The organism is Brevundimonas intermedia (genome assembly GCF_027922165.1).
GTDB classification, from domain to species: Bacteria; Pseudomonadota; Alphaproteobacteria; order Caulobacterales; family Caulobacteraceae; genus Brevundimonas; species Brevundimonas intermedia.
This window is the reverse complement of sequence record NZ_BSFD01000011.1, coordinates 99,912-123,060: the sequence shown is the minus strand read 5'-3', so window position 1 is coordinate 123,060 and position 23,149 is coordinate 99,912. Positions and strand designations below refer to the sequence as shown.

The 23,149-nt window shown below is 68.2% G+C and carries 17 protein-coding genes and 1 tRNA gene; 11 read left to right on the top strand and 7 right to left on the bottom strand.

Translation table 11 applies throughout. The features are described 5' to 3' along the window. Positions 1-116: 116 nt before the first annotated feature. Genes PKE72_RS14160 through PKE72_RS14150 form a run of 3 tightly spaced genes read left to right on the top strand, consistent with a single transcriptional unit; the run spans position 117 to position 3,238 of the window. Positions 117-1,502, top strand: coding sequence for a glycosyltransferase (locus tag PKE72_RS14160; protein ID WP_271166024.1), 1,386 nt, complete (start codon positions 117-119; stop codon positions 1,500-1,502). Positions 1,503-1,520: 18 nt separating this feature from the next. Then, positions 1,521-2,432, top strand: coding sequence for an RsmD family RNA methyltransferase (locus PKE72_RS14155; protein ID WP_271166023.1), 912 nt, complete (start codon positions 1,521-1,523; stop codon positions 2,430-2,432). Continuing rightward, positions 2,429-3,238 carry a TrmH family RNA methyltransferase gene (locus tag PKE72_RS14150; RefSeq protein WP_271166022.1) on the top strand — a complete coding sequence of 270 codons (810 nt, stop codon included), beginning with the start codon at positions 2,429-2,431 and terminating at the stop codon, positions 3,236-3,238. The genes PKE72_RS14155 and PKE72_RS14150 overlap by 4 nt, the downstream gene beginning before the upstream one ends. Here the strand turns inward: PKE72_RS14150 and PKE72_RS14145 are convergent. Continuing rightward, complete coding sequence (locus PKE72_RS14145) at positions 3,235-4,521, bottom strand: MFS transporter (protein WP_271166021.1); 1,287 nt, start codon at positions 4,519-4,521, stop codon at positions 3,235-3,237. The genes PKE72_RS14150 and PKE72_RS14145 overlap by 4 nt on opposite strands. Positions 4,522-4,583: 62 nt before the next feature. Beyond that, on the bottom strand, positions 4,584-7,019 hold the full coding sequence (gene hrpB, locus PKE72_RS14140; protein WP_271166020.1) for an ATP-dependent helicase HrpB: 2,436 nt from the start codon (positions 7,017-7,019) through the stop codon (positions 4,584-4,586). 144 nt (positions 7,020-7,163) lie between these two features. Here hrpB and PKE72_RS14135 point away from each other — a divergent pair, with 144 nt between their 5' ends. Further along, positions 7,164-8,738: an amino acid permease gene (locus PKE72_RS14135; RefSeq protein ID WP_271166019.1), complete on the top strand. Its 1,575-nt coding sequence runs from the start codon at positions 7,164-7,166 to the stop codon at positions 8,736-8,738. A gap of 186 nt (positions 8,739-8,924) precedes the next feature. On the opposite strand, the gene PKE72_RS14130 is transcribed toward PKE72_RS14135, so the two are convergent. The 3 genes from PKE72_RS14130 to PKE72_RS14120 all read right to left on the bottom strand — a co-directional run bounded on the left by PKE72_RS14130 (position 8,925) and on the right by PKE72_RS14120 (position 10,033). Further along, positions 8,925-9,009, bottom strand: a tRNA-Leu gene (locus tag PKE72_RS14130). A gap of 58 nt (positions 9,010-9,067) precedes the next feature. Continuing rightward, positions 9,068-9,430 carry a hypothetical protein gene (locus tag PKE72_RS14125; protein WP_271166018.1) on the bottom strand — a complete coding sequence of 121 codons (363 nt, stop codon included), beginning with the start codon at positions 9,428-9,430 and terminating at the stop codon, positions 9,068-9,070. Between the two features lie 87 nt (positions 9,431-9,517). Then, the gene (locus PKE72_RS14120) at positions 9,518-10,033 is read right to left on the bottom strand and encodes a Dps family protein (RefSeq protein WP_271166017.1); all 516 of its coding nucleotides are present in this window, start codon (positions 10,031-10,033) and stop codon (positions 9,518-9,520) included. Between the two features lie 209 nt (positions 10,034-10,242). Between PKE72_RS14120 and PKE72_RS14115 the strand changes: the two genes are divergently transcribed. The 7 genes from PKE72_RS14115 (at position 10,243) to nagE (ending at position 19,167) form a co-directional block, all read left to right on the top strand. Further along, positions 10,243-10,779 carry a chemotaxis protein CheD gene (locus PKE72_RS14115; RefSeq protein WP_271166016.1) on the top strand — a complete coding sequence of 179 codons (537 nt, stop codon included), beginning with the start codon at positions 10,243-10,245 and terminating at the stop codon, positions 10,777-10,779. A 164-nt stretch (positions 10,780-10,943) separates the two neighbouring features. Beyond that, entirely contained in the window at positions 10,944-11,948 is a 1,005-nt protein-coding gene (locus tag PKE72_RS14110) for a glycosylasparaginase (RefSeq protein ID WP_271166015.1), read from the top strand. Continuing rightward, positions 11,948-12,691, top strand: coding sequence for a copper homeostasis protein CutC (locus tag PKE72_RS14105; protein WP_271166014.1), 744 nt, complete (start codon positions 11,948-11,950; stop codon positions 12,689-12,691). Before PKE72_RS14110 ends, PKE72_RS14105 begins: the two co-directional genes overlap by 1 nt. Before the next feature lie 67 nt (positions 12,692-12,758). Continuing rightward, a complete protein-coding gene (locus PKE72_RS14100; RefSeq protein WP_271166013.1) occupies positions 12,759-13,793 on the top strand; it encodes an SIS domain-containing protein in 1,035 nt (344 codons plus the stop codon). Continuing rightward, positions 13,790-14,932 (top strand): N-acetylglucosamine-6-phosphate deacetylase, encoded by a 1,143-nt coding sequence (nagA, locus tag PKE72_RS14095; protein WP_271166012.1) that lies wholly within the window; start codon positions 13,790-13,792, stop codon positions 14,930-14,932. The genes PKE72_RS14100 and nagA overlap by 4 nt, the downstream gene beginning before the upstream one ends. Before the next feature lie 30 nt (positions 14,933-14,962). Continuing rightward, positions 14,963-17,479: a phosphoenolpyruvate--protein phosphotransferase gene (gene ptsP / locus PKE72_RS14090; RefSeq protein ID WP_271166011.1), complete on the top strand. Its 2,517-nt coding sequence runs from the start codon at positions 14,963-14,965 to the stop codon at positions 17,477-17,479. Further along, positions 17,476-19,167, top strand: a complete 1,692-nt coding sequence (gene nagE / locus PKE72_RS14085) for an N-acetylglucosamine-specific PTS transporter subunit IIBC (RefSeq protein WP_271166010.1) — start codon at positions 17,476-17,478, stop codon at positions 19,165-19,167. Before ptsP ends, nagE begins: the two co-directional genes overlap by 4 nt. 49 nt (positions 19,168-19,216) lie before the next feature. On the opposite strand, the gene galA is transcribed toward nagE, so the two are convergent. Both galA and PKE72_RS14075 read right to left on the bottom strand, forming a co-directional pair. Further along, complete coding sequence (gene galA, locus PKE72_RS14080) at positions 19,217-22,114, bottom strand: beta-galactosidase GalA (protein ID WP_271166009.1); 2,898 nt, start codon at positions 22,112-22,114, stop codon at positions 19,217-19,219. Positions 22,115-22,163: 49 nt separating this feature from the next. After that, positions 22,164-22,901: a GntR family transcriptional regulator gene (locus tag PKE72_RS14075; protein WP_271166008.1), complete on the bottom strand. Its 738-nt coding sequence runs from the start codon at positions 22,899-22,901 to the stop codon at positions 22,164-22,166. Positions 22,902-23,149 lie beyond the last annotated feature (248 nt).

Here is a 23,149-nt window from a genome sequence, read left to right as displayed (position 1 = left end):
ATCAGGCTGCCGTTGAATAGCGACAATCTGTCACCGACGCCAACACGCCTTGCATAACACAGTTGCGTCAAGAGTGTATTCTGGGTTGTATGGTGGTGCAGCGCAGGATGAATGGCATGGCAAGAAGCAAACGACGGCTGTCCGGCGCGGCTCGGCGAACGCCGACTCTATTGCAGAGCATTGTCGCGGGCAGCCTTGGGGCAGGCCTTATGGGGGCGTTTTTCGTCTGGCCACGTCCCACCCTGATGGCGCTGGTGGTGGCGCTTCAGGTTGGCTTCGTGATCGGTGCATTCTGGCGCGCGGCGCTTGCGGTCGCCAGCCTTCGCCCTCAGTCGTCGCCGCGCCAGCCCTCTCGCTGGCCGCGCTACACAATTCTGGCCGCTCTTCACGACGAGGCGGCCGTTGTGCCCCAACTCATCCGCAATCTGTCGCAGATAGACTACCCCCGGCGTCAGCTCGAAGGCTTTCTGGTGCTTGAAGCCCACGACCGTGCGACCCTGGAGGCGGCCCAGGCTGCGCCGCGCCCGGATTGGTTGCGGATTCTCGTCGTCCCTGCGGGATCGCCCCAGACCAAGCCCCGCGCGCTGAACCACGCCCTGTCATCGGCCACCGGCGAGTTCGTCACCATCTATGACGCCGAAGACGCCCCCGACCCGGGCCAGCTTCGCGAGGCCGCAGCGCGCTTCGCGGACAGCCCCAAACTGGGCTGCCTCCAGGCGCCCCTTCGCATCCGGCGAAGCGGGTCAGGCCTGATCGGGTTTCTCGACCGGCAGTTCGCTTTCGAATACGCCGCCCTGTTCGAGGTCAATCTGCCCGGAATGGCGTGTCTGAACCTGCCCTTTCCCCTAGGCGGAACCAGCAATCACCTCCGCACGTCGGCCCTTCGCGCCGCCGGCGGTTGGGACGCTTATAATGTCACCGAAGACGCGGATCTCGGCTTCCGCCTCTGGTCGGCCGGCTGGCGACTGGGCGTGCTGAACAGCCCGACCTGGGAGACCCCGCCCGGCGGTCTGGAGCGTTGGCTGCCGCAGCGGACGCGTTGGCTCAAAGGCTATATGCAGACCTGGGGAGTCCATACCCGCGCGCCTCTGGCCCTGGGCCGCAGGGGTATGCTGTCCCTGGTCATGACCCTGGGCGCCGCCATCGTCTCCGCCGCCTGTCATGCCCCGACCCTGGCGTGGATCGCCTCCGCCCTGATGGTCGGACTTCACGCCGGCATGGCGCCGGAAGCGCCGCTGGCGTCTTTCGCCGTCCTGGCCGTGGGAACCATCGCCGCCTGGATGGGTTGCGCCGTCGGGGCGCGGCGGGCCGGGCTGGACTATAGACTGACCGACATGCTGGCCGCGCCCGCCTATTGGTCCCTGCTCAGCCTAGCCTTCGTCCACGCGGTCTGGAGACTGATCGTGGCGCCCCACGTCTGGGACAAAACCGTCCATGACGCCGAGATGGATGTCGAATGCACGCCCGTCCTTACGCTGGACGCTGGACGCGAGGCCGCCTGACCGCCTATCAGCCGCACAATGGCGCCCCTGCTCTCCCCCACCCCCGAAACCCTCGTGACCCGCGGCTGGTCCGACTATGCCCTGCTGGACTCCGGCGACGGCAAGAAGCTGGAACGCTACGGCCGCTACACCGTGGTCCGTCCAGAGCCCCAGTGCTTCTGGTCCCCGCGCGATCCGGCCGCCTTCGAACAGGCCACGGCCACCTTCGATCCGCAGCAGGAGGAGGAAGACTCCGGCCGCTGGAAGTTCGACCAGCACGGCCCCGTCGACGCCTTCCCCCTGAAATGGCGCGACGTGAAATTCACCGGCCGTTTCACTCCCTTCCGCCACCTGGCCTTCTTCCCCGAACAGGCCGCCAACTGGGAATGGCTGGACAACCGCGTGCGGAGCTTTACGCGCGAAGCCGGCAGAGCGCCTAAGATCCTGAATCTGTTCGGCTACACCGGCGTCGCCAGCCTGGCCGCCGCCGCCGCAGGGGCCGAGGTCACCCACGTCGACGCCTCCAAGAAGTCGGTCGCCTACGCCCGCGAAAACGCCGAACAGTCCGGCTTGAGCCAACACCCGATCCGCTGGATCGTCGAGGACGCCCGCAAATATGTCGCCCGCGAGGTCCGTCGCGGCTCCAAATACGACGGGATCATTCTCGACCCGCCCAAATACGGCCGCGGCCCCACCGGCGAGGTCTGGCGCCTGTTCGAGGACATGCCGACCCTGCTGAAGGATTGCGCCGCCCTTCTGGCCGACGACGCAGACTTCCTGCTGCTGAACGCCTATGCCGCCCGGGTCTCGGGCCTGTCCCTGGCCCATCTGATGGCCGAGGCGACCCATGATCGCGGCGGTCGCATCGACTGGGGCGAACTGGCCCTGTCCGAAGACGGCCCGGACGCCCGCGCCATCGGCCTGTCCTTCTTCGCGCGGTGGAGCCGATGAGCGCCAGAGACGAATATCGCGTCATCACCTCCCTGACGAACGACACGATCAAGAGCGTCCGCGCCCTGCACATGCGCAAGGAACGCGACCTGACCAGCGCCTTCCTAGCCGAAGGTCTGAAGTTCATCGGCGAGGCCCTGGACCTGGGCCGCGCGCCGCGCATGCTGCTGGTCGGCGAGGAGGCCCGCCCCCACCCCCTGCTGGATCGCGCCAAGGCCGAAACGCGCAAGGCCGGCGGCGACATCATCATCGTCACCCACGCCATCCTCGAAAAGATCAGCCGCCGCGACAATCCGCAGACCGTGCTGGGCGTGTTCGACCAGGCCTATGCGCCTCTCGACAGCCTGGACCCGGCTTCCGCCCCCTGCTGGGTGGCGCTGGAACAGGTGCGCGATCCCGGCAATCTCGGCACCATCATCCGCACCGCCGATGCGGCGGGCTGTGGCGGCGTCATCCTGATCGGCGACTGCGTCGATCCCTATTCGGTCGAGGCCGTTCGCGCGACCATGGGCTCGGTCTTCGCCGTCTCGATCACCAGGACCGATCCCGAGGCCTTCCTGGCCTGGCGCAAGACCTGGCCCGGCAGTGTCGTCGGCACCCGCCTGGATGCGACGGTCAGCCACCGCTCAGCCGTGATGCGCCAGCCGTCGCTGATCCTGATGGGCAATGAACAGGCCGGCCTGACCGATAACCTGGCCGCCGCCTGCGACGTCAACGTGAAGATCCCGATGCGCGGCCGGGCCGACAGCCTGAACCTGGCCATCGCCACAGGCATCATGGTCTATGCCGCCACGGACGAGACTTAAAGCTCGGTCTCCGGGCTGACCCGTCCCATGCCCCACAGGGCCAGTATGGTCACCACCGCCGACAGGGCCAGATAACCGCCGACCGCCGCCAGCCCATAGTTTCGCGCCAGCCAGGTCGCCAGATAGGGCGCCAGCGACGCCCCCACGATCCCGGCCAGATTGAAGGCCATTGACGCCCCGGTATAGCGGACCGTCGTCGGGAAAGGCCGCGCCATCGCCGCGCCTATGGGGCCATAGGTGCAGCCCATCAGCCCGAACCCTAGGGCAAAGAAGATCAACAGCCCCGTCAGGCCGGCGTCGAACAGGGGCGCGAACAGGGCGCCGAACAGGCCGATCCCGACCGACGAGGCGATCAGCACCTTCACCTGCCCGTATTTGTCCGCCAGCAGGGCCGTCACCGGAATAAAGGCGGCGAAGAACAACACCCCGATCAGTTGGACCGGCAGGACGTCGCCGCGCGCCAGCCCCATCCCCGTTGTCGCCCAGCCCAGGGCGAAGACGGTCATCAGATAGAAGAGGGTGAAGGTCGTCACCCCGCTGAACGTCCCCAGAAACAACGCCATCTTGTGGTGGGCGAACAGGGTCACGGCCGGCGCCTTGACCCGCTCGTTGCGATCCACTGCCTTCTGGAACTCCGGCGTTTCGGTGATCTTCAACCGCACCCACAGTCCAACGAACACCAGGACGGCGCTGGCCAGGAAGGGAAGACGCCATCCCCAGGCCTCGAATTGCGCCTCGCTCAGGGTCGAGGTCAGCACGATAAAGGCGCCGGTCGACAGGATGAAGCCGATCGGCGCCCCCAACTGCGGGAACATGCCGAACCAGGCCTTCTTGCCAGGCGGAGCGTTCTCGGTGGCCAGCAGCACGGCCCCGCCCCACTCGCCGCCAAGCCCCAGCCCCTGTCCGAACCGGCACAGGGCCAGCAACAGCGGTGCGATGATCCCGACCGAGGCATGGGTCGGCAACAGACCGATGGCCACGGTCGAGACGCCCATGGTCATCAGGGCGGCCACCAGCGTCGCCTTGCGCCCCACCCGGTCCCCGAAATGGCCGAAGGCCAGGGCGCCGACCGGTCGCGCGAAGAAGGCGATGGAGAAGGTGGCGAAGGACGACAGCATGGCCGTCGTCGGATCGGCGCCGGGGAAGAACAGCCGCGGAAACACCAGCACCGCCGCCGTGGCGTAGATGTAGAAGTCGTAGAATTCGATCGTGGTGCCGATCAGGCTGGCGAAAAGAACCCGCCCCTTCCGGGCGGTCGGCGAAATCGTCTTTGCGTCAGACACGGCGGAATCCTGTTTGGGCGCAAAGGCATTGCTTGATCATCGTCTGCGGTCAAGCCTGCGCCTCACGTCCCGCGCGGTTTGACCCGGTTCGTCGCCTGGGCCTCCGCCGGGTTCTCGGGCCAGGGGTGGCGCGGATAACGGCCCCGCATCTCCGACCGCACCGCCGCCCAGGATCCGGCCCAGAAACCCGGCAGGTCCTTGGTCACCTGCACCGGCCGCCGCGCCGGCGACAGCAGCGACAGGGTCAGGGGTATGCGCCCACCGCCAACCGTCGGATGGGTGGTGACGCCGAACAGCTCCTGCACCCGGATCTCGACCCGCGGCCCACCTTCGGCGCCATAGTCAATCCCCGCAGAGCCAAGCGGCGTCGTTAGCCGCAGCGGCGCCAGTTCGTCCAGCTTGCGCTGCAGATCCCACGGGACCAGCCCGCGCAAGGCTTCGGCCAACCGACCGTCGCTGACTGCCTCCAGCGATTTCGCCCCCTCCAGAATTGGCCACAGCCAGTCCGTCCTCGCCTCCAGCAGGGCGGCGTCCGAGACATCCGGCCAGCTCGGATCCAGCCCATGAAGAAAGGCCAGCCGCGTCCGCAGCCCCGTCGCCTGCTCGCCCCAACGCAGGGCGCCCAGCCCTTCGGCCTCGATCTCAGCGCGCAGGGCCGCCGTCAGGGTTTTGGCGTCCGGCGCCCCGATCACCTTTTCATCCAACATCAGGGCGCCGATCCGCCGCGCACGCCGGACCACCATCCGGCCGGACGGCTCCTTGACCAGTCGATCCTCGATCTCGATCAATCGCCCCAGGTCCGCCTCGATCCGGGTCCCGTCCAGCGTCGCCGCCAGCCGCACCCGGTCCCGCGCCTCGCCACCGCCCAGTTCCGCCACCGCCAGCCAGGCTTCGCGCGCCAGATGATCCGTCGCATCCAGTACCGCGCCGCGCCCGCTGGCCAGCAACAGCTCGCCCGTCTTGCCCCGCGCCTTGGCGATCCGTTCGGGAAAGGCCTCGGCCAGCAACAGGCCCGGTTCAACCAAGCTCCCGGCGCCCCCGCCCGCTGCCCGCGCCCATCGCTCGGCCAGCTTCAGGGCGTCCCGCGCGCGCGGCGACCGATCTCGCTCCAGCCCGACCAGCCGATCCGCAAGATCGATCCCGTTTCCGCCCAGCCCCGGCTCGCTCAGCACCGCCGCGATCCGCGCGCCCGTCATCGCATCACCCCCGTCCGACGCCACGGCGACCATATGGGCCAGGCGCGGCGACAGCGGGATGCGCGTCAACCTTCGCCCATGCGCCGACAAGCCGCCGTCGCCATCCAGCGCCCCCAGCCGCGTCAGCACCTTGCGCGCCTCCGCCATGGCGCCCGCCGGCGGCGGGTCCAGCAGGGCCAGCCCCTCGACCGACCGCGCGCCCCACCGCGCCAGATCCAGCGCCAGGCCGGTCAGATCCGCCTCCTGGATCTCCGGCCGCTGATGCGGAACCAGGCCCCGTGTCTGTTCCTCGTCCCAAAGTCGGTAGCAGACGCCGGGCTCGGTCCGCCCCGCCCGTCCCCGCCGCTGTTCGGCCGACGACCGGCTGACCCGCACCGTCGCCAACCGCGTCAGGCCGCTGGACGGTTCGAACTGGGGCACGCGCGACAGGCCGCCGTCCAGCACCACCCTCACCCCGTTGATGGTCAGACTGGTCTCCGCCACCGAGGTCGCCAGCACCAGCTTGCACCGTCCCGTCGCCGCCGGCTCGATGGCCCGGTCCTGTTCCGCCCGGTCCAGACCGCCGTACAGCGGGACCACATCGACGTTGGGCAAGCGCAGCCGTTCGTTGACCAGCCGCGCCACCCGGTGGATCTCGCCCTGCCCCGGCAAAAAGGCCAGCACTGACCCCGTCTCCTCGCCCAATGCCGTCAGACAGGCCCGCGCCATAGCCTCTTCGAACCGTTCAGCGGGGTTGCGCCCGAGATAACGGGTCTCGACCGGATAGGCCCGCCCCTCCGCCTCGATCACCGGCGCGCCGTTTAGCAGAAGCGACACCCCCGCCACATCCAGGGTGGCCGACATGACCAGCAGCCGCAGGTCGTCGCGCAACAGGCCTTGGGTCTCCCGCGCCAGGGCCAGACCCAGGTCGGCGTCTAGGCTGCGCTCGTGGAACTCGTCGAACAGAACCGCCCCCACGCCCTCCAGGCCGGGATCGTCCAGGATCATCCGGGTGAAGACCCCTTCGGTGATCACCTCGATCCGCGTCTTGGGTCCGATCCGGCTTTGCAGCCGGGTGCGATAGCCGACCGTCTCACCCGCCGTCTCGCCCAGGGTGCTCGCCATCCGGTCGGCGGCGGCCCGTGCGGCGATACGGCGCGGTTCGAGCACCAGCACCCGGCCGCCGTCCAGCCAGGCCTGATCCAGCAGCGCCAGGGGCACGACCGTGGTCTTCCCGGCCCCCGGCGGGGCGGCCAGGACCGCTGTATTTCCGCTCGCAAGGGCGGCTTTCAGCGGTTCGAGAACGGCGTGAATCGGCAACATGACCCGCGTCTAGCCCGATGCGCGACGATCACGAAAGCGTCGTGAGCGCTTAACCCCGTCGTCATGCGCGTTGCGCGGCCCGCGATCCGCCGCTAGCGTCCCGCCGACGCGGCCGAGGGGCTGCTGTAAACGTGGGGATAATCTATGTGGCGCGTTAAGTCGCTCGATGCGATTCTGGCCACGGCCGAGAAGAAGTCGCTTCATCGGTCGCTCGGACCTGTTCAACTGACCTTGCTGGGGATCGGCGCCATCATCGGCACCGGCATCTTCGTTCTGACGGCTGCGGCCTCGCAGAAGGCCGGGCCGGGCATGATGGTCAGCTTTGTCATCGCCGGCGCCGTCTGCGCCGTCGCGGCGCTCTGCTATTCGGAACTGGCGGCCATGGCCCCGGTCTCGGGCTCGGCCTACACCTATACCTACGCCGTCATGGGCGAGTTGCTCGCCTGGTGCGTCGGCTGGGCCCTGATCCTGGAATACGCCGTGGCGGCCTCGGCCGTTTCGGTGGGCTGGTCGGGATACGTGCTGGGGCTGATAGAGAACGGATTCGGCTTCGACTTCCCCGATCTTCTCTCCGCCGGACCGACCTGGGCGATGAACGGCTTCATCCCCACGCCTGACTTCTCGGCCGGGATCGTCAACATCCCCGCCATCGTCGTGGCCCTTGCCGTGACCGCCCTGCTGATCGTCGGTACAACGGAGTCGGCGCGCGTCAACGCGGTCCTGGTGGCGATCAAGGTCGTCGCCCTGACGGTGTTTATCGTCCTGACGCTGCCGGTGATCGACACCGCCAACCTGTCGCCCTTCACGCCCAACGGCCTGTTCGGCGCCTATTCGGGCATGGGCGTCGTCGGCGCCGCCGCCTCGATCTTCTTCGCCTATGTCGGTTTCGACGCCGTCTCGACCGCCGCCGAAGAAACCAAGAACCCGCAGAAGAACGTGCCGATCGGCCTGATCGGCTCGCTGGCCTTCTGCACCGTCTTCTATCTGTTGGTGGCCCTGGGCGCGGCGGGCGCCATCGGCGCCCAGCCGGTTCTCGGCGCCGCCGGCCAAGCGGTTGAGCCCGGGTCGGCCGCCTTCGTCGCCGCCTGCGCCCTGCCGGCCAACGCAGAAGCCCTGGTCTGCTCGAACGAGGCCCTGGCCCACGTCCTGCGCGTCATCGGCCATCCGCAGATCGGTAACGCCCTGGGCATCGCCGCGATGCTGGCCCTGCCCTCCGTCATACTGATGATGATCTACGGCCAGACCCGCATCTTCTTCGTCATGGCGCGCGACGGTCTTCTGCCGGAAGGCCTGACCAAGATGCACAAGCGGTTCAAGACCCCCTATGTCGTGACCATCTTCACCGGCGTCGCCGTCGCCATCGCCGCCGCCCTGTTCCCGGTTGGAAAACTGGCCGACATCTCGAACTCAGGCACCCTGTTCGCCTTCTTCATGGTGTCGATCGCGGTCCTGATCCTGCGCAAGACCGATCCCAACCGGCATCGCCCGTTCAAGACGCCGCTGGTCTGGATCATCGCCCCGCTGTCGGCCATCGGCTGCGCCGCCCTGTTCTGGAACCTGCCGCACGACGCCAAGATGGTGCTGCCGATCTGGGGCGGCGTCGGTCTGCTGATCTATTTCGCCTACGGCTATCGCAAGAGCCACCTGGGCCGCGGTCTGGTCGAGGTCCATGAGACCGACAGCGACTTGCCGCCGCCGCCGGTTCCGCCGATCAGCTAAGACACGCGCTGACGTCCTCAGGCAGGCCAGCCAAGACGGCCCTAAGCCCTGAGGGCGAACAGCCCAAACTCGGCCTCAAACAGCCCGCCAGGGCGGCAGGCCCAAAAAAACGGCCTCAGTAGCGCGAAGCGCGATAGGCCCAACAACAAACAAAGGCCCCGGAGCGATCCGGGGCCTTTTTTGCTTTGGTGCGGATGAGAGGACTCGAACCTCCACGCCTCTCGGCGCTGGAACCTAAATCCAGTGCGTCTACCAGTTCCGCCACATCCGCAGGGGCAGGCAGAGGGCTCTAGAGGCGTGCGCCGCCCCTGACAAGAGCCCGACCGGCTTCAACGACGACCGGCGACCAATTCGTTGCGGATAGTGCGTCCCAGGGGATCTCGGGCTTGCCAGGTTTCGCCGATATCGGCCTCGACCATGCGGCTGCAGAAACGCGGCAGGATCTGGCGCGGACGAAACCCCGTCAGGCAGATCTTGTCGCCCTCCAGGCTCCATCTTGCGCTCAGCTGGCGCCCGTCCGAAAACTGGGATGTATAACGCCCATCCGGTTCAAAGAAATGCTTCACCCACTGGCCGTTGGGATAATGAGACACGATCGTGTTCCCAAAGGCCCCCGACATGTCCGCCCGGACCGGCGCCGCCGCAACGACGACGCCCAACGCCAAGCCGCAGCCGACTAGTGTAATCCGCATTCAACCCCTCCCGGCTGCTGCGGCGGGATTATTACCGTCCGTTAAGATTTGGCAAGCCGGGACGAGTCCGCACGCGCGTCCTTAGCCTCAGACGTTGCCGCGACGGCCCGACTCGAACAGGAACCACACTCGCTTCTCGGTCTCATCGACCCAGTTTTCCAGCAGGCTGGCCGTGGCGATATCACCGTACTCGTCGCAAAGATCATGGACCTCGCGCATACGGCCGACCAGATCGTTGTTGTCATCCCTCAGCTCGGCCAGCATGTCGAGCGGGTCCACATAGTCCGCATCATTGTCCAGAACCCGTGACTCCTTGGCGATCTGGCCGATGGACCGCAGCGTGGTTCCGCCGATCTTGCGGGCGCGCTCTGCGATCGGATCGGTCATGGCCAGGATTTCCGCCGACTGTTCGTCAAGCAGCAGATGATAGTCGCGAAAATGCGGACCCGACACGTGCCAATGGAAATTCTTGGTCTTGATATAAAGCGAGAAGACATCGGCCAGCAGGGCGGTGAGGGCGGCCGAAATATCCCGCGTCGCATCCTCGGACAGACTGGTGGGGGTTCTTAGCGGCGCAAGCCGTTTTTCGCGAGCGGTGGCCATGATGCTTCTCCTCAGCTTCGGTCCTCTCTAGCTAGTCAGTGCAACGCTTCGGCGAAAGCCCCAGCTTCCACCATTTTCACGCCCAAGGCCTCGACAGGAGATAAGACCCTGACTCCGGCATCTAACACCCGTCCGCTACACCATCCATAAACCAATGTTCGTCATTTTCGCTGGTGACTTGGACCCCAGGTCGGTCCGGCCCAGGCGTCATGAAATACAATATTCGCAGTCGTGTCTGGGACGACGAAGGCCGCCCCGTACGCCACACATCCATCGCGCAGGGGCAATACTGCGTCAGCGACGATCCCGACGCCGTGATCACGACGGTCCTCGGATCCTGTGTGGCCGCCTGTATCCGCGACCCTCACCGAGGGATCGGCGGGATGAACCATTTCGTCCTGCCCAAATCGCCCACCCCCCTGCCGGAACATTGCGATCCCTACCGCTACGGCGACCACCTCATGCCCCGACTGATCGACGCCTTGATCGCCAGGGGCGCCAAACCCGAACGGCTGGAGGCCGTCATTTTCGGTGGAGCAAGCACCTTCGAGTCCTTCTACAATGTCGGCGAACGCAATCGCGACTTCGCGCTGGACTTTCTCTTTGCGCAGGGCGTCGCAATCATGGATGCCCCACGCGTCGGCGCATTGGGCTGCCGACTGGAATATTGGCCCGTTTCCGGCAAGTTGGTTCAGACGCCCTTAGGAGCAACCAAGGCGCGTCGCCGCAAACCCCTGAGTCAATAACGACTGCTGCGGGACGGATGAGAGTCCCGATGACGTTCGCCTACCCGAACGACACGGTGCACTAGACCCAATCTATTGCCAATGAATATCCTGCGAGATACCTCTTCCGTCCAGGCGCAGCCGAGGGCACGGTCGCGCCTCCACCGAATTGAACGAGGTCGAAGATGATCAACAGGCGCTCCATGATGTCTGTGATGGCGAGCGTCGGTTGCCTCGCCGCCAGCAGCCGCACCGCCTCGGCGGGCGCCCCGGCTTCGGGTGACGCGCTGATCGTCTCGACCTGGGATTTCGGCGCGGCGGCGAATGACGCGGCCTACGCCAGACGGCGCGCCGGCGGATCCCTGCTGGATGCGGTCGAGGCGGGCGCCAATGTACCCGAGGCCGACCCTACAAATCATTCCGTCGGCTTCGGCGGCTATCCTGACCGAGACGGGCGCGTCACTCTGGACGCGGTGATCATGGACGATACGGGCCGCGTCGGCGCCGTGGCCGCTCTGGAGGACACCGTTCACGCCATTTCGGTGGCGCGGGCCGTGATGGAAAAGACCCCGCACACGCTTCTGGTCGGCGAAGGCGCCACCCGGTTCGCGCGTGATCAAGGCTTCCCTCAGACCAATCTGCTCACTCCCGAAGCCGAGGCCGCCTGGCGCGACTGGCTGAAGACGGCGGACTATAGTCCCCAGGCGAACGTCGAGCGGACCGGATACCGCACCCCCGGGGGCGCCCTGGATCACGATACGATCGGCCTTCTGATGCGTGACCCGGACGGCCGGTTCGCCGGCGCCTGCACGACGTCGGGCATGGCCTTCAAGATGCGCGGACGGGTCGGGGATTCGCCCCAGGTCGGCTCTGGCCTTTACGTCGAGAAAGACGTAGGCGGCGCGACCGCGACCGGGGTCGGCGAAGAGGTTACCCGCGTCGCCGGCAGCGCTCGTGTCGTCGCCTCCATGCGCGCCGGCGCCTCGCCCCAGGCCGCCTGCGAAGAGGTGGTGCGCCATATCGCCGGCCTGCGCGGCGACGCGATCCGGGGGGTTCAGGTCGGCTTCCTGGCCATGGACCGGCACGGCCGCGTCGGCGCCTTCTGCCTGCTGCCCGGCTTCGTCTATGCGGTGACGGATACGTCCGGCGTGACCCAGGTCCGCACCGCACCTTCGCTGTTCGCCAGCTGATGACGCCCCTGCTCGAGGTCTGCGTCGGGAGCACGGCCGATGTCGAGGCCGCGACGGCGGGCGGCGCGGACCGGGTCGAGCTGTGCGCCGCGACATCCATCGGCGGGCTCACCCCCTCGGCCGCGGCCATCTCCGCCGCCGTTCGTGGCCCCTGCCCCGTCCATGTCCTGATCCGCCCCCGCGAAGGCGGCTTCACCTATGACGCCCCGGACGCCGCCCTGATTGCGGACGATATCGCGCGGGCGCTCGACCTGGGCGCCGCCGGGGTCGTGATCGGCGCCGGCCTGCCGGACGGCCGCCTGGACCTGTCGCGGCTGGAACAATGGATCGCCCGGGCCCGCCGGATCAACAGCGCCGCCGATGTCACCCTGCATCGCGCCTTCGACCTCTGCCCCGATCTGAGCCAGGCCCTGGAACAGGCGGCGGCCCTGGGGTTCGACCGTATCCTGACTTCGGGCGGCCGCCCGCGTGCGCCGGACGCCGTCTCCGCCCTGATCGCCTTGCATGAACAGGCTGACGGTCGCCTGACCATCATGCCCGGCGGCGGCGTCAACGCGGCCAATGTCGCCGCGCTTCTGGCGGGCGGCCTGACGGCCTTCCATGCCTCGTGCAGCGAACCCGTCGACGCAGAGAGCCACGATCCGCGTTTGCTCGCGTTCGGCTTCGTCGCCCCGACGACTCGCAGGACGACCGTCGCGCAAGTTGCTGCAATGCGAAAAGCCCTGAACGGACGGGGCAAATAGCCCTTGAACAATACCAATATATTACCTATCAACCTCCAGTGATCTGTCATCAGGGGTTGAGTCTTTCGTGGTCAAATTGGCGCTGACGGCGACCGTCATGGAACGTGAGGCGCTCGAAGCCGCCGACGCGGTGGAGCAGATGCTCCAGAAGAACGCAGCCGTCTTTCAGGCTCTGGGCGCGCAACTGCGCACGACGCCCCCGGCGGTGGTGGTGACGGTTGCGCGCGGATCCTCGGATCACGCCGCCACCTACGCCAAATATCTGATCGAGGCCTTTGTCGGCGTGCCGGTCGCGTCGGCGGCCCCCTCCATCGCCTCCGTCTACGGCGCCCCCAGCGCACCCGGCAGCGCGCTTTGCCTGGCGATCTCGCAGAGCGGGCGCAGCCCCGACCTTCTGGCCTCTGTCGATGCCCAGCGCGCCGCCGGCGCCCAGGTCGTCGCCCTTGTCAATGACGAGACCTCGCCCCTGGCTGAGCGGGCGGACACGCTGGCGGGGCTGAACGTCGGACCCGAGCTCGCCGTCGCGGCGACCAAATCCTTCATCGCCTCCCTGGCGGGAGTAGCGGCCCTGGTGGGGGCCTGGTCGGAGAATGCCGAACTTCAGGCGGCCGTGGCCAGGCTGCCGGATGATCTGCGGCGCGCCGCATCCCTGGATTGGCGCGACGCCGCCCGCTCCCTGATGGACGCTGACCAGTTGTTCGTCATCGGTCGCGGGTTTGGCCTGGGCGTAGCCCAGGAAGCGGCGCTGAAGCTCAAGGAGACCTGCGGCGTGCAGGCCGAAGCCTTCAGCGCGGCCGAAGTCCGACACGGCCCCATGGCCATCGTCGGCGAGGGCTTCCCGGTCCTGCTGATGGCAGGTTCCGACACCGCCGGCGATTCCGTCCGCGCCGTCGCCGCCGAATTCGCCGCTCGAGGCGCCAGAACCCTGCTGGCCGACGCCCAAACGGGCGCGGGCCCGCTTCCGGCCTTCGCCGCCCATCCGGCCATCGAGCCCCTCCTGATGATTCAGAGTTTCTATCGTCTGGCGGCCCATCTATCCGTGTCGCGCGGCCTCAATCCAGACTCGCCGCCCCATCTGCGCAAGGTGACGGAAACCGTATGACTCGCCTGCACTTCACCGGCGGCTCCATCGTCGCTTCGGACGGTGTTCATGCCCAGGGAACGATCACCGTCGACGGCGACCGCATCACGGCGCTGGACTTCGACGCCGCTCCAAACTCGGCTGACGACACCATAGATCTGGCGGGCGGATGGCTGACGCCCGGCTTCATCGACACCCAGTGCAACGGCGGCGGCGGGGTCCTGTTCAACGACGAGCCCACCGTGGACGGCGTCGCCGCGATCGCCGAGGCGCACAGGCGTTTCGGCGCAACGGCCCTGCTGCCGACCATCATCAGCGACACGCCCGAGGTCATCGCCGCCGCCCTGAAGGCCGTGGACGCAGCGATCGAAGCCGGCGTGCCCGGCGTCGTGGGCGTCCACATCGAAGGACCGGTCATCAGCACGGCCCGCAAGGGCATCCATGACCCCAGCCGCTTCAGCCGCCTGGACGAGAACCTGATCGCCCTGCTGACGCGGCCTCGTCGCGGCAAGGTCGTCGTCACCCTTGCTCCGGAACGGGTCCAACCCGCCGACATCGCACGCCTGGCCCAGGCCGGGGTGCGGGTATCGGCCGGTCACAGCGACGCCGACTATGACACCACCAGGGCCGCCTTCGCCGCCGGCATGACGGGCGTCACCCATCTCTACAACGCCATGACGCCGCTGCACCATCGGGCGCCCGGCCTGGTCGGCGCCGCCCTGGACGATCAACAGGTCTGGTGCGGCCTCATCGCCGATGGGCATCATGTCCATGACGCCGCCCTGCGGATCGCCCTGAGATCCCGGCCTATGGATCGCTTCATGCTGGTCAGCGACGCCATGCCCTGCGTCGGCGCCGAGACCAAGGACTTCATACTGCAAGGCCGGCCGATCACGGTTCGCGACGGTCGCTGCGTCAGCGCCGACGGAACCCTCGCGGGCTCGGATCTCGACATGGCGGGGGCTGTGCGCGGGATCGTCGCCCGGACGGGCGTCACGGTTCCACAGGCCGTCGCCATGGCCTCGGCCAGTCCGGCCGCCTTCCTGGGGCTGTCTGGAGAGCGAGGCGCGCTGGCTGCCGGCCTCCGCGCCGACTGGGTCTGGCTGACGGCCGACCTCCAACCGACGGGCGTATGGGTCGGCGGTCAACGGCTTCACTGACCGGCGCTTGATTTTCGGGGGGAAAACAGCATGGCGAACATCATCATCACGGCGCCGATCCAGGGTTGGTTGACCCCGATGGCCGCCGTTCCCGACCCCGTGTTCGCCAGCGGCGTCCTGGGTGACGGCGTCGCCATCGACCCCACCGGCGATCGGGTTCTAGCGCCCTGCGACGGCGTCATCACCAGCCTGCAGTCGGCTGGACACGCCATCGCCATTCTGACGGACGAAGGCGTTGAGGTGCTGATCCATGTCGGCGTCGATACGGTCGCCCTGGGCGGTCGCGCCTTCACCGCCAGCGTCGCGGTCGGCGACCGGGTCGTTCGCAACGATCTTCTGATCACGCTGGATCTCGACGACATCGTCCAGAACGCCAGCGCGGCTGTGACGCCGGTGATCATCACCAGCGCTGAACGGTTTTCGATCTCGTCGCGCGCGGCCGAGGGTCTGGTCGCGGCGGGCGCCCCGATCCTGACTCTGTCGGAAGAAACTTCGACCGACGCCGCCGCGATTTCGCCGGATCCGTCTACGTCGCCGGACCGGGCGCAGCTCAGCGTCCATGTCGCCATGATGCACGGCATCCACGCCCGACCCGCCGCGCGCCTGCGCGAGGCGACGGTGGATCTCGAGGCGGAAGTCGCACTGGTTCACGGCGAGCGCCGGGCGGCCTTGACCAGCCCCATCGCCGTGATGGCGCTGGGCGTTCGTCATGGCGACACCATTGTCGTGTCCGCCACCGGCCGTGACGCCGAACGGGCGGTCGCCCTCGTCGCCGGCCTGATCGAGGACGGCATGGGCGAGCGCGGCGAGCCGCTCCATCCGGCCCCGTCCGTCGTCGCCCCCGTTCCGCCTCGGACCATCCCGGACGACGGGCGGCTTGTCGGGGTCTCGGCAGCGCCAGGGCGGGTCATCGGCGTCGCCCATCGGCTGCAGGTGGCGGAAATCGTCTTCACCGAGACGGCGACGGACCCTGCGGCGGAACACGCCGCCCTGGACGCGGCGCTCGACGCCGTCGGCGTCCGCCTGGCACAGGCCAAGATCGGTGCGAACGCCGATGAACAGGCGATCCTGACCGCCCACGCCGCCATACTCACCGACCCATCGCTGGTCGAAGCGGCCGTGTCGGTCATCAAGACCGGCGGCAGCGCCTGCGCCGGATGGCGCGCGGCGATCCGCGAACAGGCGGCCGCCCTTCGCGCCGGCGGCGACGCCCGAATGGCGGAACGCGCGGACGATCTGCTCGATCTGGAACGGCGCGTCCTTCACCAGTTGACTGGCACAGCCGAGACCGCCGGCGCGCCCCTGCCCCCCGACGCCGTTGTGGTGGCCCGCGATCTCCTGCCGTCTGACGTCGTCGATCTGGCGCGTCGCGGCGCGGTAGCCTTGTGCGTTGAAGGCGGGGGCCCGACCTCCCACGCCGCCATACTGGCGGCGACGGCGGGTCTGCCCATGGTCGTGGCCCTGGGGTCGGTGCTGGACAGCGTGACCGACGGCGTCTGCCTGATCGTCAATGGAGACGAGGGCGTTGTCGAGCCGGCGCCCGATGACGCCCGCCTGACCCAGGCGCGCGCCCAGATCGAGTCTGAACGACAACGGATCGCCGCCGCCCGCGCCGCCCGCGACGTCCCTTGCCGCACCCGCGACGGCGTCCGGATCGAGGCCTTCGCCAACTGCGGCTCGGTGGAAGACGCCCGCGCGGCGGTCGAGGCCGGGGCGGAAGGCTGCGGCCTGCTGCGCACCGAATTCCTGTTTCTCGAACGGGATACTCAGCCGACGGTCTCGGAACAGACCGCGGCCTATCAGGCCATCGCCGACACCCTGTCGCCGCGCCCGCTTATCATCCGCCTGCTGGATATCGGCGGCGACAAGCCCGCCCCCTATCTGCCGATCGCGGCCGAGGAAAACCCGGCCCTGGGTCTGCGCGGCATCCGCGTCGGTCTGGCCCATCCTGAGGTTCTCGAGGCCCAGTTGCGCGCCATCCTGACCGTCGACTCCGCTGGCCCGCTCCACATCATGGCGCCGATGATCGCCAGCCTCGACGAACTGCGACAGGTGCGCGCCGTGCTGGACCGGCTGACGGCCGAACTCCCCGTCACGTCCGCCGTCTCGCTGGGCGTCATGGTCGAGACGCCCGCCGCGGCCATCACCGCAGATCTGTTGGCGGCGGAGGCCGACTTCCTCTCCATCGGCACCAATGACCTGACCCAGTACGCTCTGGCGATGGATCGCGGCAATCCGGCGGTCGCGGCAGGCGTCGACGGCCTGCATCCCGCCGTCCTGCGCCTGATCGCCGAGGCCTGCCGCGGCGCCGCCCGACACCAGACGCCGGTCGGTGTTTGCGGGGGCCTGGCCAGCGACAGCCTGGCCGTTCCCCTGCTGATCGGCCTGGGCGTGACCGAGCTGTCGGCCGCCCCCGCACGCGTCACCGCGATCAAGGCCCTGGTCTCCGGTCTCGACGCCGCGGCCTGCCGCGCCCACGCCGCCGCCGCCCTCAATTGCGCCACCGCCGCCGAGGTTCGGGCGCTCGCACGGAAGTTCGCCGCATGAAGTCGCTGCTCGAGGCTCTCCAACCCCTGGGCCGCGCCCTGATGCTGCCCATCGCCGTCCTGCCTGTCGCGGGGCTGATGCTGCGCCTGGGCCAGGCCGACCTGCTCGACATTCCCTTCCTCGCCGCCGCCGGCGACGCCATCTTCGCCCACCTGGGCCTGCTGTTCGCCATCGGGGTGGCGACCGGGTTCGCGCGAGACGGCGACGGCGCGGCCTGTCTCGGCGGCGTAGTCTGTTTCCTGGTCGCGACCGAGGCCGGAAAGGCCCTACTGGCCGTGCCGCCCGAGGCCGCCGCCGGCCTCACGGGACCGGGCGCCGAGCTCGCCGTCGCCGCCTGGAAGGCCAAGGCCATGGCCAAGCTGGACGTGCCCATCGGCATCCTGTCGGGCTTGATCGGCGGCGTCTTCTACAACCGCTTCTCGGGCTTGAAACTGCCCTCATACCTGGCCTTCTTCGGCGGTCGCCGGTTCGTGCCGATCGCGGCGGGCGTCGCGGGTCTGGTGCTGGCGGCCATCGTCGGCCTGGGCAACGCCGGGATCAGCGCCGCCATCGCGACGATGAGCGACTCCATCTCCCAAAGCGGCAGCGTCGGCCTGTTCCTGTACGGGATGTTCAACCGTCTTTTCCTCGTCACCGGCCTGCACCACGTCCTGAACAACTTCTTCTTCTTCGTTCAGGGCGATTATCAGGGTGTGAGCGGCGATCTGCGCCGCTTCTTTGCGGGCGACCCCAGCGCCGGCGGCTATATGGCGGGCTACTTCCCGGTGATGATGTTCGGCCTCCCCGCCGCCTGTCTCGCCATGTATCACGCCGCCCGTCCCGAACGGCGTCGCGCGGTCGCCGGCCTGCTGTTCAGCCTGGCCCTGACCTCCGCCCTAACGGGGGTGACCGAGCCGATCGAATTCACCTTCATGTTCCTGGCGCCGGCCCTCTATGTCATCCACGCGGTGCTGACCGGCGTGTCCATGGTGGTGATGGACCTGCTGAACGTCAGGCTGGGCTTCGGCTTTTCGGCCGGCCTGTTCGACTATGTGCTCAGCTTCGGCAAGGCGACACGGCCCCTGCTGCTCATCCCGGTCGGCCTGGTCTATTTCGCCATCTATTACGGCCTGTTCCGCCTGGTCATCGAGCGCTTCGACCTGCCCACGCCCGGACGCGAGAAGGACGAGCCGACCGCCCCAACCCAGGACGCAGCCCTGACCGACCGCGGCGCCGCCTTCATCTCCGCCCTGGGCGGGGCTGCGAACATCACCAAGGTCGACGCCTGCGCCACCCGCCTGCGCCTGATCGTGGCGCGTCAGGACGCCGTCGATGCGGCGGCGCTGAAAGCCCTCGGCGCGCTCGGGATCGTGCGCCCGTCAGACCATGCGCTCCAGGTCGTGCTGGGCCCGGTGGCGGATATCGTCGCCGTCGAGATTCGCGACGCCCTGGCGCGTCCGACCGCTGCGGTCAGCAATCAGGCCGCAGCCGCGCCGGCCCCCGCTGCGCCACTCGACGAGCCGGTCCTGTCCGCCGCTCTGGTCACGGCCCTGGGCTGCGCGGACAACATCCTGTCCACGACCCGGCACCATGGACGCGTTCGCGTGGTTGTGGCCGAACCAGGGCTGATCGACGACCAGGCTCTGGCGACGGCAAGCGCACGCGGCGCCTGCCGCCCGTCTCCCACGGTCGTGCATCTGCTGGGCTAGATCGCAGCAAGCCTGACGGCGCCCGCCAGGGCCGCCGTCAGGTCGATCTTCAGCGACGAGCCTTCAGCTTGACCGGACCAGTCACGCCCGACGCTTCGGCGGCCGCCGCCTCGATGATCAGCGTGATCCGCCGGTCACCGGCGCCCGGCCCGAACGCAGCGACGCCGTCTATCAGGGGCGTCGCCTGGCCGTCGATCCACAACGAGGCCTGACCGGACAGGCCTTCGAACTGCAACACCCCGCCCTCCTGGGCCACGGCGCGCCACGGCCTTACCGCCGTGCGATAGACCCGCCAGTTCCGCATCGGCTCCGCGCCGGTCGCCACGCCGCTGCGCACGAAGGCCCAGCTGTTGTTGTCGCCGTCGGTCGGCGCCAGGCTCGGGTCGGGCCGCTGCGCCAGGGCCGGCGAACGCCGCCAGCCCAGGATCGGCTGGGCGGGGACCAGGACGGGCGCGTACCGAGGCGCCGCCCGATCCAGCCGTTCGACCGCCAGCCGCGCGGGCCGCAGTCCGGGCGCCGACGCCGTCACGACGATCCGTCCCTTCCCCGCCGCCGCCTGAACGATCACCTGCGCCAGACCGTTGAACAACGATCGCGCCGCGCCCTTTTCCGGCTCGTGGCTGTTGGGATTTCCATTGCCCAAACCGATGATCTCCGCCCCCGCAACATCAAAGGTCACGGGCAGGTTGGCGATCGGCACATGGCGTCCGGCGGCGTCCACCGCATCGACCGTGATGGGCTGAACATCCTCTCCATCGCCTGCCATCACGGTCCTGGCCGGGGTCAGCCGCAACCGAACCGGCGCGCCCGTCGTCTCGTGCGCCGCCGTGGCGACGACCCGTCCGGCGCGCCGGGCGACCGCCTCGATCCGACCGGGCTCATAGGGCACCGTCCATTCCGCCCCCATGATCCGGTCGCAGGCCACGACGCCCAGCGAGCGTCCGTTCAGCTTCAGTTCGACCTCATCGGCGTTCGACATGACCAGCACCGGGACCGGCTGTCCCTCGCGCCCCGGCCAGGTCCAGTGCGGCGTGATCGAAACCACGTCCTGATCATCGACCCAGTGCGCCCGGTGAATATCGAAGGCCGTCTTGGGGAAGCCGCACAGATCCATAATGCCGAAGAAGCTGGCGATGGTGGGCCAGGCGTGCGGCGTGGGCTCGCCATGATAATCAAACCCGGTCCAGACGAAGCCGCCGGCGACGAAGGGCCGATCCATGATCGCCTTCCAGGTCTTGCGATGCGTATCGCCCCAGCTCGCCGCCTCAGTGTCATAGGAGGTGATGACATTGGCGCGCGAATCACTGGCGAAGGCGCCCCGCGTTTCGAAGGCGCTGGTGTCCTCCGAACTGGTGATCGGCCGCGTCGGATGAAGCGCGTGAAAGCGATCATAGTCGCCCTGGTAGTAGTTGAAGCCGGTCACATCGACGACGCTCGACACATTGATCGGTTCGAAGAAGGCCCCGTTCATCGCCGCCGTCACGGGCCGCGCATCGTCCAACGCCTTCACCGCATGGGCCATGCGGCGCACCATCTCGACCCCGGCTTCGGAGCCCTGCATCGGCTCCTCGTTGAACACCGACCACAGGATCACGCTGGGGTGGTTGCGGTCACGCCGGACCAGCCACTCCAGCTGCGCCATATAGTCGGGCGCCGGGTTGAACACCCGGTTCTCGTTCATGACCAGGAAGCCCATCCGGTCACACAGGTCCAGGAACTCGACCGCAGGCGCGTTGTGGGCGCTGCGAATGGCGTTGCAGCCCATCGCCTTCAGCCGCTCCAGCCGCCAGCGCACCAGGGCCTCGGGCAGGGCCACCCCGACCCCGGCGTGATCCTGGTGGATACAAACGCCCTTGAGCTTCAGCGGCTGGCCGTTGAGGAAGAAGCCCTGGTCCGCATCGAATCTCAAGGTGCGGAAACCGACCGCGATTCGCCGCTCATCCACCACGCGCCCGTCGACCAGCACCTGGGTCAGAACCGTGTAGAGCGTCGGCTGATCGACGGACCACAGGGCCGGATCGGCGACGGAAATCGACACCGACGCCACCGCCCGTTCCAGCGCGGGAACTGTCAGCGGCGCGCGACGCGTGGCCAGGGTCCGCCCCTGCGGGTCCAGCAGGCTGGCCTGCACTTCGACCTGGGCCGGGTCGCGTCCCACGTTGAACAGGGTCGCTTCGACGGGCACGCGCCAGCCGCCGTCGGGGTCCTTTCGCGGATCACAGTGGACGCCGTCGGTGATCAGGGCGACCGGCGCGCGGACCGTCAGCCAGGCATGGCGATACAGACCCGCGCCCTCGTACCACCAGCCCTCCATCGCCTCCGCATCGACGCGTATGGCGATCACATTCAGCTCGTCGCCGAACCGGGCGAACGGCGTCAGATCCACCTCGACGCTGTTATAGCCGGACCAGTTGTGGGCCACGATGCTGCCGTTGGCCCAGATGGTGGCGTGGGTGGCGATGGCGCCGAACTGGAGCAGTATGGTCTTGCCCCGGTCGGCCGGGTCCAGCCGAATCGTCCGCCGATACCAGCCGACCCCGCGCGGCCGGAACCCCTGGGAGATGTTGGCGGTCTCGACGAAGGGCTGGGACGCGGCCCAGTCGTGCGGCAGGCGCACCCGGCTCCAGTCGCTGTCGTCATAATCCATGGCCGCCGCGCCCCGCGCATTGCCGGCCTTGGCGTTCAGATAGGTGGCGTGATGGTCGGCCGGCGGCGGCGGCACGATGTCGCCCTCATGAAACAGCCATCCCAAATCCAGACTGATGCGCGACGGATCCTCGATCGGCAGGGCCTCCGGCAAGGCGGTCTGGGGCGCCGGCATCGGCAGTGCGCCCACGCCGGAGGCGCGTCCAGACTCTCCGGCGGCTTCCGCTGACGCGACGCCGGGAAGCATCAATCCCGCCGTGCTCGCGCTGCCGATCAACAGGTTGCGGCGGTCGACGATCATGGCGGCTCCACGCGAAGACTGGGCCGCCGCAACGCGCCGGCGAGAGGGATCAGATGTCCGAAAGTTCGGCGACGAAGTCGTAGGCGTCGCCGCGATAATAGGAGCGCGTCAGCTCGACGGTTCGCCCGTCACGCAGGAAGGCGCGCCGCTCGATCAACAGCCCCGGACTGCCCAGGGTCACGCCCAACATCTTCGAATGCTCGCCGGCGAACGGCACGGCCCGCAGGCGCTGAAGCGCGCGGACGGGACGCATTCCGTGGGCTTCCAGCGCGGCGTAAAGCGAATCCTCCACGGCCTCAAGCGACGGCAGGGCCGTGCCGAGAATGGTCGAGAACTCCAGCGCCATCGGCGTCTCGTCCGCGAACCGGATGCGCTGGAACCTATGGACCGGAACGCCCGGCGACACCCCGAATGCGATGGCTTCTTCGGGGGTCACCGTGCCCGAGGCGCGCGCCACCCAACGGCTGCTCGGCACGCGGCCCCGCGCCACCATGTCTTCCGAGAAGGAGGACAGTTTGGAGAAGTTCTTTTCGACCCGTCCGGCGACGAAGGTGCCCGCGCCGCGACGACGGCTCAGCAGCCCGTCCTCCACCAGATCGCCGATCGCACGGCGCACCGTGATGCGCGACACGTCATATTCTGTCGCCAGATCCCGCTCCGCCGGCAGGGCGTCGCCTTCCGCCAGGGTTCCGGCGGTTATGGCGTCCCGGATCAGCTGGCGCAATTGGATGTAAAGTGGCGCCACATTGCTCGGCGACAGTGCGCCGATCCGCTGTGAAAACGACATGCCTCTCTCGATCATCTACCGCCGGTTCAGGGCCGATCTCAGATTGTCCTCGCATGGAGCCAGGGGAATTCACAATACCATTAAGCGGCATAGCCCCTGGAAAACGACGATTCGTCACACCGGATAGGGCTGGACGCCCCGTCGAGAGGGCGCCATCGTGCGACAGTACCAAAATCAGACCAAAGGGGATGGGATGATGCAAAAAGCGATTATTGCGGCAGTTTGGGCGGGGGCCCTTCTTCACGCTT

Bases quoted from the DNA above. Each gene is read 5' to 3' on its own strand.
- PKE72_RS14155 (WP_271166023.1), top strand. From the start codon at position 1,521: ATGGCGCCCCTGCTCTCCCCCACCCCCGAAACCCTCGTGACCCGCGGC.
- nagA (WP_271166012.1), top strand. From the start codon at position 13,790: ATGACTCGCCTGCACTTCACCGGCGGCTCCATCGTCGCTTCGGACGGT.
- PKE72_RS14075 (WP_271166008.1), bottom strand. From the start codon at position 22,901: ATGTCGTTTTCACAGCGGATCGGCGCACTGTCGCCGAGCAATGTGGCG.
- PKE72_RS14125 (WP_271166018.1), bottom strand. From the start codon at position 9,430: ATGCGGATTACACTAGTCGGCTGCGGCTTGGCGTTGGGCGTCGTCGTT.
- PKE72_RS14120 (WP_271166017.1), bottom strand. From the start codon at position 10,033: ATGGCCACCGCTCGCGAAAAACGGCTTGCGCCGCTAAGAACCCCCACC.
- PKE72_RS14105 (WP_271166014.1), top strand. From the start codon at position 11,948: ATGACGCCCCTGCTCGAGGTCTGCGTCGGGAGCACGGCCGATGTCGAG.
- PKE72_RS14135 (WP_271166019.1), top strand. From the start codon at position 7,164: ATGTGGCGCGTTAAGTCGCTCGATGCGATTCTGGCCACGGCCGAGAAG.
- PKE72_RS14115 (WP_271166016.1), top strand. From the start codon at position 10,243: ATGAAATACAATATTCGCAGTCGTGTCTGGGACGACGAAGGCCGCCCC.
- hrpB (WP_271166020.1), bottom strand. From the start codon at position 7,019: ATGTTGCCGATTCACGCCGTTCTCGAACCGCTGAAAGCCGCCCTTGCG.
- PKE72_RS14110 (WP_271166015.1), top strand. From the start codon at position 10,944: ATGATCAACAGGCGCTCCATGATGTCTGTGATGGCGAGCGTCGGTTGC.
- PKE72_RS14160 (WP_271166024.1), top strand. From the start codon at position 117: ATGGCAAGAAGCAAACGACGGCTGTCCGGCGCGGCTCGGCGAACGCCG.
- nagE (WP_271166010.1), top strand. From the start codon at position 17,476: ATGAAGTCGCTGCTCGAGGCTCTCCAACCCCTGGGCCGCGCCCTGATG.
- PKE72_RS14150 (WP_271166022.1), top strand. From the start codon at position 2,429: ATGAGCGCCAGAGACGAATATCGCGTCATCACCTCCCTGACGAACGAC.
- ptsP (WP_271166011.1), top strand. From the start codon at position 14,963: ATGGCGAACATCATCATCACGGCGCCGATCCAGGGTTGGTTGACCCCG.
- galA (WP_271166009.1), bottom strand. From the start codon at position 22,114: ATGATCGTCGACCGCCGCAACCTGTTGATCGGCAGCGCGAGCACGGCG.